Source organism: Synechocystis sp. CACIAM 05, from assembly GCF_010222815.1.
In the GTDB taxonomy this organism is placed as follows: Bacteria; Cyanobacteriota; Cyanobacteriia; order Cyanobacteriales; family Microcystaceae; genus Synechocystis.
This window is the reverse complement of the sequence record NZ_CP019225.1, coordinates 2336511-2352335: the sequence shown is the minus strand read 5'-3', so window position 1 is coordinate 2352335 and position 15825 is coordinate 2336511. Positions and strand designations below refer to the sequence as shown.

16 protein-coding genes are annotated in these 15825 nt (G+C 49.0%); 7 read left to right on the top strand and 9 right to left on the bottom strand.

The window, feature by feature from the left end; genetic code table 11:
• The first annotated feature begins 19 nt into the window (after window positions 1–19).
• From trhO to rplT, 4 genes are all read left to right on the top strand, one after another.
• Window positions 20–832 (top strand): oxygen-dependent tRNA uridine(34) hydroxylase TrhO, encoded by an 813-nt coding sequence (gene trhO, locus BWK47_RS11130; RefSeq protein ID WP_162328689.1) that lies wholly within the window; start codon window positions 20–22, stop codon window positions 830–832.
• Entirely contained in the window at window positions 822–1553 is a 732-nt protein-coding gene (radC, locus tag BWK47_RS11125; protein ID WP_010873351.1) for a RadC family protein, read from the top strand. Before trhO ends, radC begins: the two co-directional genes overlap by 11 nt.
• Before the next feature lie 96 nt (window positions 1554–1649).
• Window positions 1650–1853, top strand: coding sequence for a 50S ribosomal protein L35 (gene rpmI / locus BWK47_RS11120; protein WP_010873350.1), 204 nt, complete (start codon window positions 1650–1652; stop codon window positions 1851–1853).
• Window positions 1854–1993: 140 nt separating this feature from the next.
• Window positions 1994–2347, top strand: coding sequence for a 50S ribosomal protein L20 (gene rplT, locus BWK47_RS11115; RefSeq protein WP_010873349.1), 354 nt, complete (start codon window positions 1994–1996; stop codon window positions 2345–2347).
• Window positions 2348–2454: 107 nt separating this feature from the next.
• Here rplT and lpxD read toward each other — a convergent pair whose 3' ends face one another.
• The 3 genes from lpxD to secD all read right to left on the bottom strand — a co-directional run bounded on the left by lpxD (window position 2455) and on the right by secD (window position 6036).
• The gene (lpxD, locus tag BWK47_RS11110) at window positions 2455–3489 is read right to left on the bottom strand and encodes a UDP-3-O-(3-hydroxymyristoyl)glucosamine N-acyltransferase (RefSeq protein ID WP_162328688.1); all 1035 of its coding nucleotides are present in this window, start codon (window positions 3487–3489) and stop codon (window positions 2455–2457) included.
• 132 nt (window positions 3490–3621) lie between these two features.
• Window positions 3622–4569 carry a protein translocase subunit SecF gene (secF, locus tag BWK47_RS11105; RefSeq protein WP_162328687.1) on the bottom strand — a complete coding sequence of 316 codons (948 nt, stop codon included), beginning with the start codon at window positions 4567–4569 and terminating at the stop codon, window positions 3622–3624.
• A gap of 51 nt (window positions 4570–4620) precedes the next feature.
• Window positions 4621–6036, bottom strand: a complete 1416-nt coding sequence (secD, locus tag BWK47_RS11100) for a protein translocase subunit SecD (RefSeq protein WP_162328686.1) — start codon at window positions 6034–6036, stop codon at window positions 4621–4623.
• Window positions 6037–6333: 297 nt separating this feature from the next.
• Between secD and BWK47_RS11095 the strand changes: the two genes are divergently transcribed.
• Together BWK47_RS11095 and BWK47_RS11090 are read left to right on the top strand one after the other, a co-directional pair.
• Window positions 6334–7740 (top strand): sugar porter family MFS transporter, encoded by a 1407-nt coding sequence (locus BWK47_RS11095; RefSeq protein ID WP_162328685.1) that lies wholly within the window; start codon window positions 6334–6336, stop codon window positions 7738–7740.
• 91 nt (window positions 7741–7831) lie between these two features.
• Window positions 7832–9472, top strand: coding sequence for an iron uptake porin (locus BWK47_RS11090; protein ID WP_162329683.1), 1641 nt, complete (start codon window positions 7832–7834; stop codon window positions 9470–9472).
• Window positions 9473–9508: 36 nt separating this feature from the next.
• Here BWK47_RS11090 and BWK47_RS11085 read toward each other — a convergent pair whose 3' ends face one another.
• Complete coding sequence (locus BWK47_RS11085) at window positions 9509–10189, bottom strand: potassium channel family protein (protein ID WP_162328684.1); 681 nt, start codon at window positions 10187–10189, stop codon at window positions 9509–9511.
• Window positions 10190–10320: 131 nt separating this feature from the next.
• On the bottom strand, window positions 10321–11847 hold the full coding sequence (gene bchB, locus BWK47_RS11080) for a ferredoxin:protochlorophyllide reductase (ATP-dependent) subunit B (protein WP_162328683.1): 1527 nt from the start codon (window positions 11845–11847) through the stop codon (window positions 10321–10323).
• 302 nt (window positions 11848–12149) lie between these two features.
• Here bchB and BWK47_RS11075 point away from each other — a divergent pair, with 302 nt between their 5' ends.
• Window positions 12150–12794, top strand: a complete 645-nt coding sequence (locus tag BWK47_RS11075; RefSeq protein WP_162328682.1) for a Uma2 family endonuclease — start codon at window positions 12150–12152, stop codon at window positions 12792–12794.
• Here the strand turns inward: BWK47_RS11075 and BWK47_RS11070 are convergent.
• The 4 genes from BWK47_RS11070 to BWK47_RS11055 form a co-directional block, all read right to left on the bottom strand.
• Window positions 12791–13126, bottom strand: coding sequence for a DUF433 domain-containing protein (locus BWK47_RS11070; RefSeq protein WP_162328681.1), 336 nt, complete (start codon window positions 13124–13126; stop codon window positions 12791–12793). The genes BWK47_RS11075 and BWK47_RS11070 overlap by 4 nt on opposite strands.
• Before the next feature lie 138 nt (window positions 13127–13264).
• Window positions 13265–13879, bottom strand: coding sequence for a L,D-transpeptidase (locus tag BWK47_RS11065; RefSeq protein ID WP_162328680.1), 615 nt, complete (start codon window positions 13877–13879; stop codon window positions 13265–13267).
• Between the two features lie 89 nt (window positions 13880–13968).
• Window positions 13969–14643, bottom strand: a complete 675-nt coding sequence (locus BWK47_RS11060) for a ComF family protein (RefSeq protein WP_162328679.1) — start codon at window positions 14641–14643, stop codon at window positions 13969–13971.
• 21 nt (window positions 14644–14664) lie between these two features.
• The gene (locus BWK47_RS11055; protein ID WP_162328678.1) at window positions 14665–15825 is read right to left on the bottom strand and encodes a cysteine desulfurase family protein; all 1161 of its coding nucleotides are present in this window, start codon (window positions 15823–15825) and stop codon (window positions 14665–14667) included.

Below are 15825 nucleotides of genomic sequence, written 5' to 3'. Positions count from 1 at the left end.
AGGGTTTTTCCGCTTTCCTATGGCTTATCAGGTAACAACTTTTTACCATTTTACCCGGCTCAATTGTTTGGCAGAGAAGCAAAGCCGTTGGCAGGAGTTGGGCGATCGCCTGGGGCTAAAGGGAACCATTTTGTTGGCAGAGGAAGGAGTCAACGTCACGATCGCTGGTGAGTCGGCAGCCATCGAAGAAATGGTCGAAACCATGGTGGCGGATTTGGGCATAACCAGTGTGCCCCAGCGTCATTCCTGGGCGAAAACCATACCTTTCCAACGAATGAAGGTGAAAATTAAGCCGGAAATTGTCAGCCTTGGCCAGCCTCAGGTGAACCCGGAAAAACAAGTGGGAACTTATGTGTCGCCCCAGCAGTGGAATCAATTGCTCCAAGACCCTGATGTGGTGGTGATTGATACCCGCAACGATTATGAGGTGGCGATCGGCACCTTCCAGGGGGCAGTCAATCCCTGTACCAAAAAATTTCGCCAATTCCCCGACTATGTGAAGAATAATCTAGACCAGCAAAAAAACAAAAAAGTAGCGATGTTTTGCACTGGGGGGATTCGCTGCGAAAAAGCTAGTGCCTATCTCTTGGAGGACGGATTTGCGGAGGTTTACCATCTCCGGGGGGGAATTTTACATTACCTAGAAACCATTGACCCGGAGGAAAGTTTGTGGCAGGGGGAATGTTTTGTCTTTGATGAAAGGGTAGCGGTGCAAGAAGGCTTAAAAGTTGGCTCCCACGCCCTCTGTGACGGTTGTGGTTATCCCCTCAGTGCCGACGATCACCATTGTCCCCAGTGCGGTTTAACGGTGGCGGAAAGCAATGAGCTATAGCCTGAGAATTGCCGATCTACCAGAGGATGAACGTCCCAGGGAAAAATTGCTCAAATACGGAGCTAAACATCTGGGGAATGCTGAATTGATCGCCATTCTCTTGGCCACAGGTCAAGGCAAAGGCAAGCTGTCGGCGGTGGGTCTGGGGCAATATATTCTGCAACAGTTGGGACAAAATCGTCAGGACCCCATGGACGTGTTGCGTAATATCCACCCTCAGGAATTGATTGCTTTTCCCGGCATTGGTCCCGCTAAGGCCACCACGATTTTAGCGGCGGTAGAATTGGGTAAACGGGTGTTCCAGAGTCGTCCCTTGGAAAAAATGGTGGTGGATAGTCCCGAAGCGGCGGCGATCGCCTTGAGCCAGGATTTGATGTGGCAGACCCAGGAACATTTTGCCATTGTCATGCTAGACGTAAAAAATCGTTTGTTGGCCACCAAAGTGATTACCATTGGCACAGCCACAGAGACCCTAATTCACCCCAGGGAAATCTTTCGAGAGGTGATTAAACAGGGGGCAACTAGGCTGATTGTGGCCCATAACCATCCCTCCGGTGGCCTAGAGCCGAGCCCGGAAGACATCCGGCTGACAGAGTTCCTACTCCAGGGGGCCCAATACTTGCAAATTCCGGTATTGGATCATCTAATTTTGGGCCACGGCAAGCACCAAAGTTTGCGGCAATGCACAGATCTGTGGGAGCGTTTTCCCCAGGGAGATTAGGGGGAATGCATGTAATTGCCTTAATTTATTCGAAAATTCCAACAGCAGGGTTAGCCATGGTATAGTGAAAGACTGTGTTCGATTACCAGCCACATTATGCCCAAACTTAAAACTCGTAAAGCCGCCGCCAAACGATTTCGCCCAACCGGCAGTGGCAAGAAGATTATCCGTCGCAAAGCGTTTAAAAATCACCTATTGGAACATAAGAGTTCTGAACAGAAACATCGTCGTCTGTCTAACCTAGCTTTGGTGCATGAAGCCGATGAGAAAAATGTCCGGCTCATGCTTCCCTATATGTAATTGAGTAGTTAGCGCTATTTTTGCTCACTTTTCCGCTGGGTGCCATGGGAAGTTGGGATGGGGAAAATCCCACTAGGGTTCTAACTCCAAAACACTTTCCCCGGTAAAGCTGAAATTATCTTTACTTTTTTAAAGTTACTATGACCAGAGTTAAACGGGGCAACGTTGCCCGCAAACGCCGCAAGAAAATTCTCAAGTTAGCCAAAGGTTTCCGGGGTTCCCACTCCAAACTTTTCCGCACCGCTAACCAACAGGTAATGAAGGCTCTGCGCAATGCCTACCGCGATCGCCGTAAGCGTAAACGGGATTTCCGTCGTCTGTGGATTACCCGCATCAACGCTGCCGCTCGCCAAGAAGGTATGAGCTACAGCAAGCTGACCGGACAATTGAAAAAAGCCAATATTGAAATCAACCGTAAAATGTTGGCCCAGTTGGCTGTTTTAGACCCCGCCGCTTTTAGTGAAGTGGTAAAGGTTGCCGCCACCGCAAAGTAGAAAGCTTTATTTTCCCTTTGGGCAAGGCTGACCGATTTAGATAATTGAACCAAGAAAAAGAAACTCCCCACCCTAGGTAACTGGGATGGGGTTTTTCGTTGCAGGTATTAAACTTTTTTCAGTTTTTTGAGGGTGTCGTACATTTCCGGTAAACGCTTATAGATGGCAGAGGCTTTGAGATAAAGCTTGTGGGGCATATGGGGACTGCCACAAACTACTTCTTTGGGCCCCACTTTGCCATGGATTCCCGTTTGAGCCGAGGCGATCGCCCCGTCACCGATCTCGGATTTGTCCGCTACTCCCACCTGACCAGCGAGGATCACCCGGTTGCCGATGGTAACTCCCCCCGCTAAACCCACTTGGCCGGCTAGGGCACAGGCCTCACCAATACGACAACCATGGGCCACATGCACCATATTGTCGAGTTTAGTATTTTTCCCGATGCGGGTTTCCCCCACGGCGGGACGATCTACTGCACTGTTACAGCCAATTTCTACCCCGTCTTCCAAAACTACTTGGCCGGATTGTTCCATTTTGAACCAGCCTTCAGGGGTAGGCACAAAGCCGAAACCCTCTGCCCCGATCGCCGCTCCGCTATGGATCACACAACCTTGGCCGATCTGAGTACGTTCGTGGATGGTGCAGTTCCCGTGGAGCACGGTGTCGTTGCCGATGGTAACGGCGGGGTAAATCACCACATTGCCGTGGATGCACACCCGATCACCGAGGGTTACGTTGGGATAAATTACCACATGGGGGCCAATGCTCACGTCCTCACCACAATGCACCGAGGGATCGATAACAGCAGTGGCATGGATACCCGCCGGTGGACGATAGGGTTGATAAAAAACGGCGATCGCCGCCGCAAATAGGAGCCGGGGTTGGGCGGTGGCACACCAGGCTATGCCTTGGGCATCGGCTTCTGCTTGAAGTTTTTCATCCGGGGGCAAAATTAGCGCACTGGCCTGGGTTGTCTTCATTTGAGGCGCGTACTTGGCACTATCGACGTAACTGATTTGCCCGGTCAAGGCCTCCGTTAAGGCGGCAACGCCCCCAAGGGTTGGATTGCGATCACCAAATTTTTCTAGGCTGTGGCATTGGATATGGGTTTGTAGGCGTTCTACGAGTTGGCTAAATTCCATGGAAGATGGGCGGAGCTAAATGCTAAATTGTGGCCATTTTCCCATAAGGCTTTGACCTTTCCCTTCCCTTTTCGCCGGTGCCAACTTTGGTCTAAGGTATCTCTCTCAGCCTCACCCAGGGGAACGCAAAAATTAAACCTCCGCCACCATTTCCGTAGGAGGATTCTTTGGCGATCGCCGTTTACGCCACCAGGCCCAGAGGGTTGTGGCAATAAAAATACTCGAATAAACCCCAGAAATAAAACCGATCAACAGGGCCAAGGCGAAGAACTTTAACGAATCTCCCCCAAAGAGGAAAATAGCCACCAAGGGCAAACAGGTGGTCAAAGAAGTATTAATGGAACGGGTCAAAGTTTGATTAACGGCATCGTCCGTAGCCCGGTCAATACTCCAATCTGGATAACGCTCCAAAGTCTCCCGAATGCGGTCATAAATTACCACCGTATCGTTTACAGAAAAGCCAATAATAGTTAGCAGGGAGACGAGAAAAAGGCTATCTGCTTCCACTCCCCCCAGCAAACCAAAAATCGCAAAAGCCCCCATGGTTACTACCACATCATGTATCAGAGCAACAATGGCAAAAAATGCGTAGTCAATCTGGAAACGAATACTCAGATAAATAATAATCCCGAACAAAGATAGCATCAAAGCCAAAACCCCAGACTGGAACAAAGCTTTACCTACCGTGGGTCCAACGGTGTCAATTTGAATGGTTTCCGGGGCAAATTTGCCGATGCCTTCGTTAAGGACTTTGATGATAGTTTCCCTTTGTTCCACATCTAAGGTTTGACTGCGAATAGAAAGGGTATAGTCCTCAATGACCTGGGCACTACTGTTGCCTAGACCCACTCCTCCCAGAATATCCTGCACCTTAGCTACATCGATCGCCGCTGGACAATTATTAGTGGCGGCACACTCCAGTTGTAGTTGTAAACGGGTTCCCCCAACAAAATCTAAACCGGGCTTGAAGGGAGCCTGGAACTGCCCCCAGGAAATCGCCATAGCCACAAGGCTAATAATCATCAAGATTGCAGACAAAATCCAGGTGGGTTTTTCCCATTTGAACAGGTCTAATTTCATGCTTTTTCAGGATTATTGATCAAGATATAACAGAACTTGTAGCAGAATAATTCAAGACTTGGCGGGCAACGAAAGGTTAGGACAAAACAGTCCAGGATTTTGACGAACTTTGGGCAAACTGAGCACAATAACCAGTAACAGGGTACGACTGCAGGTCAGGGCGGTGAACAAACTCACCATGACTCCGATCGCCAGGGTGAGAGCAAAACCTTTCACCAGACCGGAACCAAACCAAAACAGGGCCGCACAGGCAATGAGGGTGGTGACGTTACTGTCCAAAATACTGGAAAAGGCCCGAAAAAAGCCCGCTTCCACCGAACGGTAGAGGGTGTTGCCCGCCCGCAACTCTTCCCTGGTGCGCTCAAAAATCAACACGTTGGCATCTACCGCCATGCCGATACTGAGAATGAAACCGGCAATACCAGGCAGGGTCAACGTTACCCCCACCAGAGCAAAGGCCGCTAGGGTCAAAACAGCGTAAATCATTAGGGATATATCCGCCACTATCCCCGGCAAACGATAGTAAACCGCCATGAAAACTAGCACGAGAACTAGACCGACAAACCCCGCCACTAAACTACGGCGGATACTTTCTTGCCCCAGGGTGGCACCCACTGTGCGGTTTTCAACCACTTCCACTGGGAACGGCAAGGAACCGCCCCGCAGTTGCACCGCCAGATCGTTGGCTGTATCAATGGTGAAGTTTCCTGTAATTACCGCCGCTCCCCCGGTAATCCCCGTATTGGCAAATTCTACGCCCACCACCGGAGCACTGAGCAGGTCATTGTCTAGAAATACCCCTAAACTCCGGCCTGTACCGGCCACCGCTTGAGTTAACTCGGCAAATTTCTGTCCCCCTTCTTCGTCAAACCGGAGGGCCACTTCCCAGGCTGTGCCGGATTGATTAGGGCTAGGGCGGGCATCGGTGAGGTTTTTCCCCGTCAGTCCCATGGGTTCAAACAGAGCTAATAGAGCTTTATTGGATTCTTCTTTGGCTTTGAGTAATTCCTCTAGGCGATCGCTGTTTTCCGGGGACGCACCGGAACGACGCAGGTTTTCCAACTCCGCATCCAGTTGCCGTTTAATGCTGTATTCCGCTTGGAATTCCCCTTCCGTGCCCGGCCGTTGTTGCTGAAATTCTAGCTGGGCAGTGCCTCCCAAAATTCGTTCTGCCTGTCCCGGATCCGTCACCCCCGGCAGTTGCACCACAATCTTATCTTCCCCGGCCGTTTGCACCAATGGTTCCGATACTCCCAGGGCATTAACCCGGTTTTCAATTACCGTTTTCACCGCCACCAAACTATCGTTGTCAATTTCGGGAATTTCTTTGGTGGGTTGCACTTCAATGGTTAACTGAGCTCCCCCCCGCAGGTCTAAACCCAGTTGTAGGGGCAACTTGACCAGCACAAAGCTGGCCCCAATGACCAAGACAACAATTAAAAGCAGTAGCCAACGCAGTCTTTGCATGGGAAAGGAATTGATCGGGGACAATGTTCGATTCTATCGTGCTACGGGTCGATCCCTAGGCGATCGCCTGGGGCCGAAAGCAACGATGGGGGACAAAGTAATTAAATTTTCTTGATATACAAAGATTCGTTTTTGTCGATGCCTGATCATTTTGCACTAACTTTAACCATTGCTATGCATTGCAGTGTTTTGCAACATTTAATTAAGAATTCATGACGAAGTTTTTTTACTTGGTAGGATTTATTCCGTGGGCAAGCGCAACTTGCCATAGGCTAACTTCTTCAATTTCGGCTTTACATGAATCCCCCCTCTTCTCCTTCCCAATCTACGGCTAACGTTAAGTTTGTCCTGCTGATTTCGGGGGTAGCGGCCCTGGGGGGGTTTCTGTTTGGCTTTGACACGGCGGTGATCAATGGTGCCGTGGCGGCCCTACAAAAACATTTTCAGACGGACAGCCTTGTAACAGGTTTATCGGTGTCCCTAGCTCTGTTGGGATCAGCACTGGGGGCCTTTGGGGCGGGACCGATCGCCGATCGCCATGGGCGGATTAAAACCATGATTTTAGCGTCGGTGCTGTTCACCCTCAGTTCCATTGGATCAGGTTTACCTTTCACCATTTGGGATTTTATTTTCTGGCGGGTACTGGGGGGTATTGGTGTGGGGGCGGCCAGCGTTATTGCCCCGGCTTACATCGCGGAGGTGTCGCCGGCCCATCTGCGGGGACGTTTAGGTTCTTTGCAACAGTTGGCCATTGTGTCCGGCATTTTCATTGCCCTGTTGAGTAATTGGTTTATTGCTCTGTTGGCAGGAGGATCTGCTGATAATATCTGGTTGTTCGGTGCGGCAGCCTGGCGTTGGATGTTCTGGACAGAGCTAATTCCCGCCCTGCTCTATGGTGTTTGCGCTTTCCTCATTCCCGAATCTCCCCGGTATTTGGTAGCTCAAGGACAAGAAGAAAAAGCAGCGGCTATTTTGTGGAAAGTGGAAGGGGGAGACGTGGCGGGTCGCATTGAGGAAATCCAGGCAACGGTTAGTCTCGACCATAAACCCCGGTTTAGTGATCTGCTCAGTCGTCGGGGAGGACTATTGCCCATTGTCTGGATTGGTATGGGGTTGTCGGCACTACAACAATTTGTTGGCATTAACGTAATTTTTTATTACAGCAGTGTGCTCTGGCGATCGGTAGGTTTTACCGAAGAAAAATCCCTGTTAATCACGGTGATCACTGGTTTTATCAATATCCTCACCACCCTGGTGGCGATCGCCTTTGTGGATAAATTTGGCCGTAAGCCTTTGTTGCTCATGGGCTCCATTGGTATGACCATTACCTTGGGCATCCTTTCCGTGGTGTTTGGGGGAGCAACAGTGGTCAATGGCCAACCTACCCTGACGGGGGCCGCCGGGGTAATCGCTTTGGTGACAGCCAATCTTTATGTATTTAGTTTTGGTTTTTCTTGGGGGCCCATTGTTTGGGTCTTGCTGGGGGAAATGTTTAATAACAAAATTCGAGCGGCGGCTCTATCGGTGGCGGCGGGGGTACAGTGGATTGCTAACTTTATTATTTCCACTACTTTTCCGCCCCTATTGGATACGGTGGGTTTGGGCCCCGCCTATGGTTTATATGCCACTTCAGCGGCAATTTCAATCTTCTTTATCTGGTTTTTTGTGAAGGAAACTAAGGGTAAAACTCTGGAGCAAATGTGATTAATTTTTTATTTTGAGGGGAATTAATTGACATTAGCTTGATTTTTTTCGGGAGGGTACCACATTGTCATTAGCAAAATTGACTGCATCCATGGGCTTAATTTGCGGTTTGGCGATCGCCAGTGGACTAACAGTGACGTTACCCAGTGAGGCCCAAACTGTCTCCGTGAATGAATTTTTCCCTCCGGTTAATCGTTACCAGTTGGGTGCAAGTAATTTGGGCAATGGCGTTAATCAAGTTACCTCAGTGGCGGAACTAAGGGATGTGCAACCCAGTGATTGGGCCTTTGCCGCTCTGCAAAGTTTGGTGGAGCGTTACGGTTGTTTAGTTGGTTATCCAGACCGCACCTACCGAGGCGATGCCGAAGGCACACTGCGTGCCCGCCCCCTGAGTCGTTACGAATTTGCAGCGGGATTAAATGCTTGTTTAAACACTATTGAGCAACTATTGCAAGAAAATGTCTCCGTTGCCCAGGGAGATTTAGACCTGCTAAAAAAATTAGCCCAGGATTTCCGGGCAGAGTTAAAACAATTGGCAGTTCGGGTCGATAATCTGGAAACTCGCACTGCTTTTTTAGAAGACCACCAATTTTCCGTCACCACAAAACTTTATGGACAAACGATTACTTCTTTGGATAAGGTCTTTGGCGATCGGGTGGGGGGCGACAGCAATGAATTTCAAACCCAGTTCGCCTATCGAGTCCGATTTAATTTAGAAACCAGTTTTACCGGCAAAGATTTATTCAGAACCAGGTTACAGTTCTCCAACTTTTTTAATGGAGTGGCGCAAACTGGCACCAATATGACCCGCTTCAACTATGACGACAATTCCAACAACAATGTGGAGGTGAGCCATCTTTGGTACCGTACTCCTTTAACGGATAATTTGACTCTGCGCCTGGGTACTGTCGGGGTGGGCTACACAGATTTAGTGGACACTTTAACACCCCCCACCATTGCCGATGATGCCCTAGGTATTCCTTCCCGCTTTGGGGAGTATGACCCCATTTACCGTCGAGGCGGGGGAGGAGCAGGCCTAAATTGGCAGATAACCCCCACAGTGCAATTTAGTGTAGGCTACTTGGCCACTAATCCCAACGATCCTGACCAAGGCAATGGCCTTTTCAATGGGGGACATCATACCCTGGCTCAATTGGCTTATCAAACCGCTGACGGGGGCATTGGCTTCACCTATTCCCGTTCCTATTTTCCGGCTGGTGAGACAAATTTAATGGCAGGCACCGGTAGTCTGTTAGCAATTCAACCTTTCGGAGAGGCGATCGCCACAGCGGGAAATTTTTACACATTGCAGGGTTACTATCGCATCACGCCCCATGTGCAAATCCATGGCTGGGGAGGTTTTGTGGATGCCCAAGCCCAGGGGGGAGGATTAAGCAATTTATCCGATGGAGTGGGGGGGACAGTGTTGAGGGATGTGTCCTGGAATAGTTCGGCCATTTGGTATGGCTTGGTGGGCATTAGTTTCCCAGATGGGGGGGGGGAAGGAAATTTACCGGGCATTGCTCTGGGTATTCCTCCCACGGTCACCGCTAGTAATTTACCCGGAGCAGTGGGACAAACCACTCCCTACCATTTAGAAGCGTTCTACCGCATTCAACTCAACAACAATATTTCCATCACCCCAGGTTTTTGGGTCGTGCTTAATCCTGAAGCCAACAGCAACAACGCCACCCAATATGTGGGGCATATACGCACCAGCTTTTTGTTCTAATCTGCGGTCTTTTTGATCAAATTGGTCTGTGTTCCATCAAGACTGACACAACCCCATAAAATCAATCAATTGCCGCACCAATTCCGGTTTGGTCACAGCCAAAATGGTGGAACCATCTTCGAGCAACGTATTGCCGTTGGGAATTTTTAGATCTTCATGGGCATTGGCCTGGTAGCCAATAATCAATGTACCGGAGGGAAAACGGGGATCCTGGGCGATCGCCGCCACGCTACGGCCCACAATGGTGCAATTGGGGGGAATAGAAAGTTTAAGCACTTCAATTTGTCCCTGTTCAAAGTGCATCATGGCATCCACTTGGGGATACTCAATGGCATTAATTACCCGATTAAGAGCCAATTCTGTGGTGCTGATAATGTGGGTGGCACCGGCTAAGCGGTACGGTTCAGCAAAGTCCCCATCGCTCATGCGGACAACAATTTGGGGTACACCGTAATGTTTACACAGGGTAACTAGAGCCAGATTGAGGGCATCATCTTGAAGGGTGGCGATCACCGCTTCAGCTTTACGTATGCCCGCTTCCATCAACACTGTCGTATTAACCGCACTGCCTTCAAAGGCCATCACCCCAATTTTTTCCCGGGCATACTGGCAGGCGATGGGATCAATATCCACCGTAGCTAAGGTGTGACCCATTTTTAAGAGGTTTTTGGCCAAGCTGGAGCCCATGCTCCCCATGCCACCAATGAGAATATACATCTTTCACCCGTTGTATAACAGGCTTGATTGTAATGGAAGTTCACAGAAATTGATGGCGATCAATCCCGACCAAAGTTTGATAGGGAAATTTGAGGGTTAAGTAAGCAACTAGAATTTTGGCCCACAGACCCTTAAGCTCCCACGGCTTCCTTGGCGGCGTACATCACTTCTAGGGTAATTTCCGATAAGCCCCGCTCCCGGGCAAACTTTTCCGTATTGCGTTTGACTTTACCCCGGACAAACCCCGGCACTTTATTCAATTCTGCTTGGGCGGAGCTGTGCCAACCTAAATCAGAATCGCTGGAAATGGTTTTGGTGATGACTTCCTTGGTGTCATGACCGCCGAAAATTTCTAATAAATGATCTTCCATCCCCAGGGTGAAGGAGTTGTACACCAAATCCGCCATCTGGTTTGTCCCTTCGTAGCCCAGGAATGGTTTGTAGCCCAAGGGGAAATTCTGGATATGGATCGGGGCCGCAATCACACCGCAGGGAATATCCAAGCGTTTGCCCACATGGCGTTCCATCTGGGTGCCAAAAATGGCCGCCGGTTCAATGCGGGCAATAGCGTCGGTGATCGCCCCGTTATCTTCACTGATCAATACTTCATCACAGTATTCGGATACTTCAGCTCGGAACCAATCGGCATCATATTTGCAATAGGTTCCTGCTAGCACAACGTGGATGCCCATTTCCCGGGCCAAAATTTTGGTCATAGCCGCCGCATGGGTGTTGTCGCCAAAGACCACTGCTTTTTTGCCGGTTAAATTTTGGCAATCAATAGAGCGGGAAAACCAAGCCGCCTGGGAAACATACCGGGTTTGTTGCTGGATGAAATCTTCATAGTTGACTTCCGCACCTTGGGCGTTCAGAACTTCCTGAATTTTGCGGATGCAACGGGCCGTTTCCACCACCCCCATGGGGGTAATGTCCACGTAGGGCTGGGCAAATTCTTCCTGCAAATACTCCGCTGTCATTAAACCAATTTCCCGGTAAGGGCAGAGGTTAAACCAAGCTTGGGGCATTTTAGCCAATTGATCCACCGTGGCTTTTTCCGGCAAAATTAGGTTTACTTCAATGCCCAGATCCGCCATTAATCGCTTTAACTCGGTGCAATCATGTTGGTTGTGGAAACCCAGGGTGGTGAAGCCAATTAAATTCACCGATGGCTTAGCTGTTTTTTCCGTGGCTAAATTACCCTGTTTACGAGCTTTTTTAATGTAAAACTCGACAATTTGCTTGAGGGTACGATCGCCAGCTTGCAATTCGTTATAGCGGTAATGGTTCACGTCCGCCAAAAGTACATCACAGTGGGCATCCATCTGGGCCCGGTCAACAAAATTGGCCAAATCTTCCTGCAAAATGCTGGAGGTACAGGTGGGGGTCAGCACAATTAAATCCGGCGTTTCTTCCCCATCTTTCCGGACAATGTTGTCCACCACTTTTTCCTGGGAACCCCTCGATAACACTTGGCGATCGACCACACTGGTGGTGACAGGGGTAAAATGCTGCTCCCGTTCCAACATGGAGCGCATGACATTGAAATAATCATCCCCCAACGGAGCGTGCATAATGGCGTGGACGTTTTTGAAAGAACTGGCGATGCGTAGGGTGCCAATGTGGGCCGGGCCAGCGTACATCCAATAGGCCAATTTCATAGGGTTCAGACTCCGGGGGCATAATTCACCCTCAAATTGTCGGTAAAAGTCTTAACCTTGTCGAGCAGTAACTTTACATTTTGATCGAGCTTTTAATCTTCTGGAATGCCTATTCTGATTGACTTTCAGCTTTATTTAGTTCAATTATTTTTTTATGGCTTCCCATACAATTCTTAATGGTTAGACATAATCACCATAAATATTTGTGATTTAGCCACCCTGGCGATCGCCACTACGGAGGCTGTCGTTAGCTGTTTTTTTTGATTTATGATTAAACCAATTAAAGGTGGGAGTTTGAGGTTATGCCTGTCAAAATTGCGATCGCCCAAATAAAAGTTGAGCCGGGTCAGCGTATTATTTTAGATCAAATTTCCTGGCAGGAATTTGAGGAAATTTTGGAAGATTTGGGGGAACATCGTCATTCCCATATCGCTTATTACAAGGGAGTTTTAGAATTTCGGATGCCTTTACCTGGCCATGAACGCACTAAAGTTTTGATTTCCCATTTACTTGTGGTTTTACTGGAAGAATTAGGTCTGGAATGGGAATCCCTTGGCTCCACTACTTTTAAAAGCAGACCTATGCAAGCAGGTATTGAGCCTGATGATTGTTTTTATATTGACAACTATCAAGCTATGGTGGGCAAACAACGGCTGAATTTAGATGTTGATCCTGTCCCCGATTTGGCGATCGAAGTAGATTTCACCTCTATTACCCAGGTCAGTGCCTATGAGGCATTAGGCATTCCTGAAATTTGGCGATATGAAGACGAAAAACTAGAAATTAGTTTATTAGAAGAAGGAAAATACATTAACTCTTTGATGAGTAAAGCTTTTCCCTCTATTCCCATTATTGAAGGAATTTCCCTTTGTTTAAAAAAAAGCCAGGTGACTCCCATGAGTGCTTTACGTCGTGAGTTTCGACAGTGGTTACAGGAATATATCTAAAGAGACGTACTCGCTTCCGTTTTGCCATGCATTTTTCTTAATTTTGCTTCCATCAAAGAAGGGGTACTGGACCGCATTTCTTCAGCAAAAATTTCATCATCAATAATTCCTTGCCTAATTTCTTCAAGGTGATCGTGATAGTAAGACAAAGCTGCATAAACGTCAGCTAAAGTAATATTAGGATAATGATGGACGATTTCGTCGGGAGATAGTCCCATTCGTTCGTGCCAGCTCACGATGTCTTGAACTGTGATCCGGTGCCCAGCGATGCGAGGTTTTCCACCACAGGTTCCTGGCGTGATCTCAATATGATTGATTAGGGTTGTCGCCATTGGTATTTCCTCTGTATTGCACCATTACCCTCAGTGGCGATCAGAAATTACAACTCAGAAACCGGGGCTACAATTCCTAATTCCTAATTCCTGACGGTTGTACACGATCGCCGTTTTGATTCAGTCAGTTCAAATCATCTATTTTTTCTGCACTACCCGCACTGGGGTGCCATTTTGCACCATGTTGAACAAAGCCACCACATCTTGATTTCGCATTCTGACGCAACCGTGGGAAGCCGCTGTGCCCAGGAAATGCTCATGTTTTTTCGGGGTGCCATGGAAACCAATGGTATTTTTACCGTCACTCCAAAAACCGATCCAACGGATACCGATGGGGCCGTCCAAGCTGGCGGCCACCTTTTTGCCATTCCAGGGATTTTCCCACACGGGATTTTCCACCATTTGGATGACTTGGAAATTGCCTTGGGGTGTTTCCCAGCCTTTTTTACCCACCGCTACGGGGTAACTGGCTAAAACCTTGTCGTTTTGGTAGGCGTAAACTCTCCGTTCCCCTAATACCAGCACAATATGGGTGGCTAGGGCTTGACTAGTTGGATTACTGGGGGTACTGGTGGGGGCAGCGGGAGGAGTGTAGGTGGACTCTGGAATCGGCTTCAGGGGAGGAATGGCACTACCTCCATTGAGACTACTTTGGGCCTGGGCCGCGGTGGGAATGACCAAGCTGGTGGCAGTCAAACTAACACCACCCAACCAAAGGGCGACACGGGCTAGGGGAGAGACTTGTTTCTGCATAGGATTGACAAAAATAAAGGGAACGATAGGGCTTTAACAATACGAGATTGAATACAGACCAATAGAAATATTATGTTAAATGATCATTATCATTGCTGTCTAAGTTCCATGGGCTGGGAAAAAGACGGTGCGGCGATCGCCACGATACCCAACACTTTAGCTCCCTTTTCTTCCATTATCCGTCGGGCTTCTAGGGCGGTGGTGCCGGTCGTAATAATATCATCCAAAATCAACCAGGGTCGGCGAGTGTTAAACCCTGGCCCCGTGGCTAAAGCTGATTGCAATTCCCGGCGGCGATCGCCTGGGCTAAGACCAAACAGAGCTTGGGTATCTTTAACTCGTTGTAATGCTTGGGGGTGGAGAACATAACCAGTCAGGCGGCAAAAACCAGCGGCAATTCTTTCAGCTTGATTAAATCCCCGTTGGGCTTGCTTACGAGGGTTGAGGGGAATGGGCACCACCTGGGGACGAAATTTAGTTTTAGCTTGGGGTTGTTGTAACCACTGTTCTGCCAACTGTTCTCCCAACCAAATACCAATGTCGGGCTGTTGCTCAAACTTCATCACCGTTAAAGCCCGCCGCAGTTGTCCTTCGTATTGTCCCCAAACAAAGCGGGGAAAGTTTCCTTGCCATTGCTGGAATTTAGGAGGAAAACGATGGCTGAAAATTTGTCCAGTGCAATCCCGACAAAATTGATCCTGGCTGGGTTTTTGACACAGAGGACAGGGAGTTTGAAAAATGAGCGAACGAATTGATTGCCACATGGAAGACAAACTTACGAGAAATTAACTCTGGTCAGAAGCATCGGCCCTTAACCTAGCTACTGTATCCGTCACAATGGCGATCGCCTGGTCAATTTCTACCTCGGTGGTAAATCGGCTTAAACCAAAACGGAGACTAGCTTGGGCGCTGGTTTTGTCCCGACCCAGGGCATACAACACATGGGAAGCTTCAGTGCGGTAGGAAGAACAGGCGGAACCGGAAGATAATGCCAATCGGGGTTGCAATGTAGTTAGCAAAGCCCTGGAATCAACCCCAGTAATACTGACATTGAGGTTGCCCGGCAACCTTTGTTCGTAGTCCCCATTCAGCACCACCCCACTAATTTTTGCCAGACCTTGCCAGAGTTGATCCCGCAGTTGTCGCTGGCGATCGCCTTCCGACACTAAAGTTTCCCCAGCTATGGTCAAAGCCTTGGCTAAACCAACAATTAGAGGCACCGGCAGAGTTCCGGAACGAAAATTACCTTCTTGCCCTCCCCCCAACAGTTGGGGCGCTAACCTCACCCCCGGATTTTGACGGCGATATAATCCCCCAATGCCCTTGGGACCATGGATTTTGTGCCCAGTGAAGGACAGTAGATCAATGTTAAGTTGATGGACGTCGAGGGGAATTTTGCCCAAAGCTTGGGCCCCATCACAGTGAAAAATAATTGAGCGTTGGCGACAGAGAACACCAATCTCCTTGACGGGTTGCAGCACGCCGATTTCATTGTTGGCCGCCATCACAGAAACAAGAATGGTATCGGGCCGTAAAGCCTTTTCCAACTCGGTCAAATCCACCAAACCACTGGATTGAACTGGCAAATAGGTCACCTCAAACCCCAGGGTTTCCAAATAACGACAGGGAGCTAACACCGCTTGATGTTCCGTTTCCACCGTCACCAGATGTTTGCCTTGGGAAAAATAAGCTTCCGCTACTCCCCGAATGGCCAAATTATTAGCCTCCGTAGCACCACTGGTGAAAATAATTTCTTCCGGTGCGGCTCCCATGGTGTCAGCAATCTCCTGCCTAGCTTGTTTAATGGCCGCTGAGGCTTGCCAACCGTAAAAATGGGCACTGCGCGCATTGCCATACTGCTCTCTCAGGTAAGGGAGCATGGCTTCTAGTACTCTAGGATCGAGGGCGGTGGTGGCGTGGTTGTCGAAGTAAAGAGGCCGTTCCAT

Excerpts from the sequence above, each read along its gene's own strand:
- secF (WP_162328687.1), bottom strand. The coding sequence starts at position 4,569 with ATGAAATTAGACCTGTTCAAATGGGAAAAACCCACCTGGATTTTGTCT.
- radC (WP_010873351.1), top strand. The coding sequence starts at position 822 with ATGAGCTATAGCCTGAGAATTGCCGATCTACCAGAGGATGAACGTCCC.
- BWK47_RS11085 (WP_162328684.1), bottom strand. The coding sequence starts at position 10,189 with ATGTATATTCTCATTGGTGGCATGGGGAGCATGGGCTCCAGCTTGGCC.
- BWK47_RS11065 (WP_162328680.1), bottom strand. The coding sequence starts at position 13,879 with ATGCAGAAACAAGTCTCTCCCCTAGCCCGTGTCGCCCTTTGGTTGGGT.
- secD (WP_162328686.1), bottom strand. The coding sequence starts at position 6,036 with ATGCAAAGACTGCGTTGGCTACTGCTTTTAATTGTTGTCTTGGTCATT.
- rplT (WP_010873349.1), top strand. The coding sequence starts at position 1,994 with ATGACCAGAGTTAAACGGGGCAACGTTGCCCGCAAACGCCGCAAGAAA.
- bchB (WP_162328683.1), bottom strand. The coding sequence starts at position 11,847 with ATGAAATTGGCCTATTGGATGTACGCTGGCCCGGCCCACATTGGCACC.
- BWK47_RS11095 (WP_162328685.1), top strand. The coding sequence starts at position 6,334 with ATGAATCCCCCCTCTTCTCCTTCCCAATCTACGGCTAACGTTAAGTTT.
- BWK47_RS11055 (WP_162328678.1), bottom strand. The coding sequence starts at position 15,825 with ATGGAACGGCCTCTTTACTTCGACAACCACGCCACCACCGCCCTCGAT.
- BWK47_RS11070 (WP_162328681.1), bottom strand. The coding sequence starts at position 13,126 with ATGGCGACAACCCTAATCAATCATATTGAGATCACGCCAGGAACCTGT.
- BWK47_RS11060 (WP_162328679.1), bottom strand. The coding sequence starts at position 14,643 with ATGTGGCAATCAATTCGTTCGCTCATTTTTCAAACTCCCTGTCCTCTG.
- trhO (WP_162328689.1), top strand. The coding sequence starts at position 20 with ATGGCTTATCAGGTAACAACTTTTTACCATTTTACCCGGCTCAATTGT.
- BWK47_RS11090 (WP_162329683.1), top strand. The coding sequence starts at position 7,832 with ATGGGCTTAATTTGCGGTTTGGCGATCGCCAGTGGACTAACAGTGACG.
- BWK47_RS11075 (WP_162328682.1), top strand. The coding sequence starts at position 12,150 with ATGCCTGTCAAAATTGCGATCGCCCAAATAAAAGTTGAGCCGGGTCAG.
- lpxD (WP_162328688.1), bottom strand. The coding sequence starts at position 3,489 with ATGGAATTTAGCCAACTCGTAGAACGCCTACAAACCCATATCCAATGC.
- rpmI (WP_010873350.1), top strand. The coding sequence starts at position 1,650 with ATGCCCAAACTTAAAACTCGTAAAGCCGCCGCCAAACGATTTCGCCCA.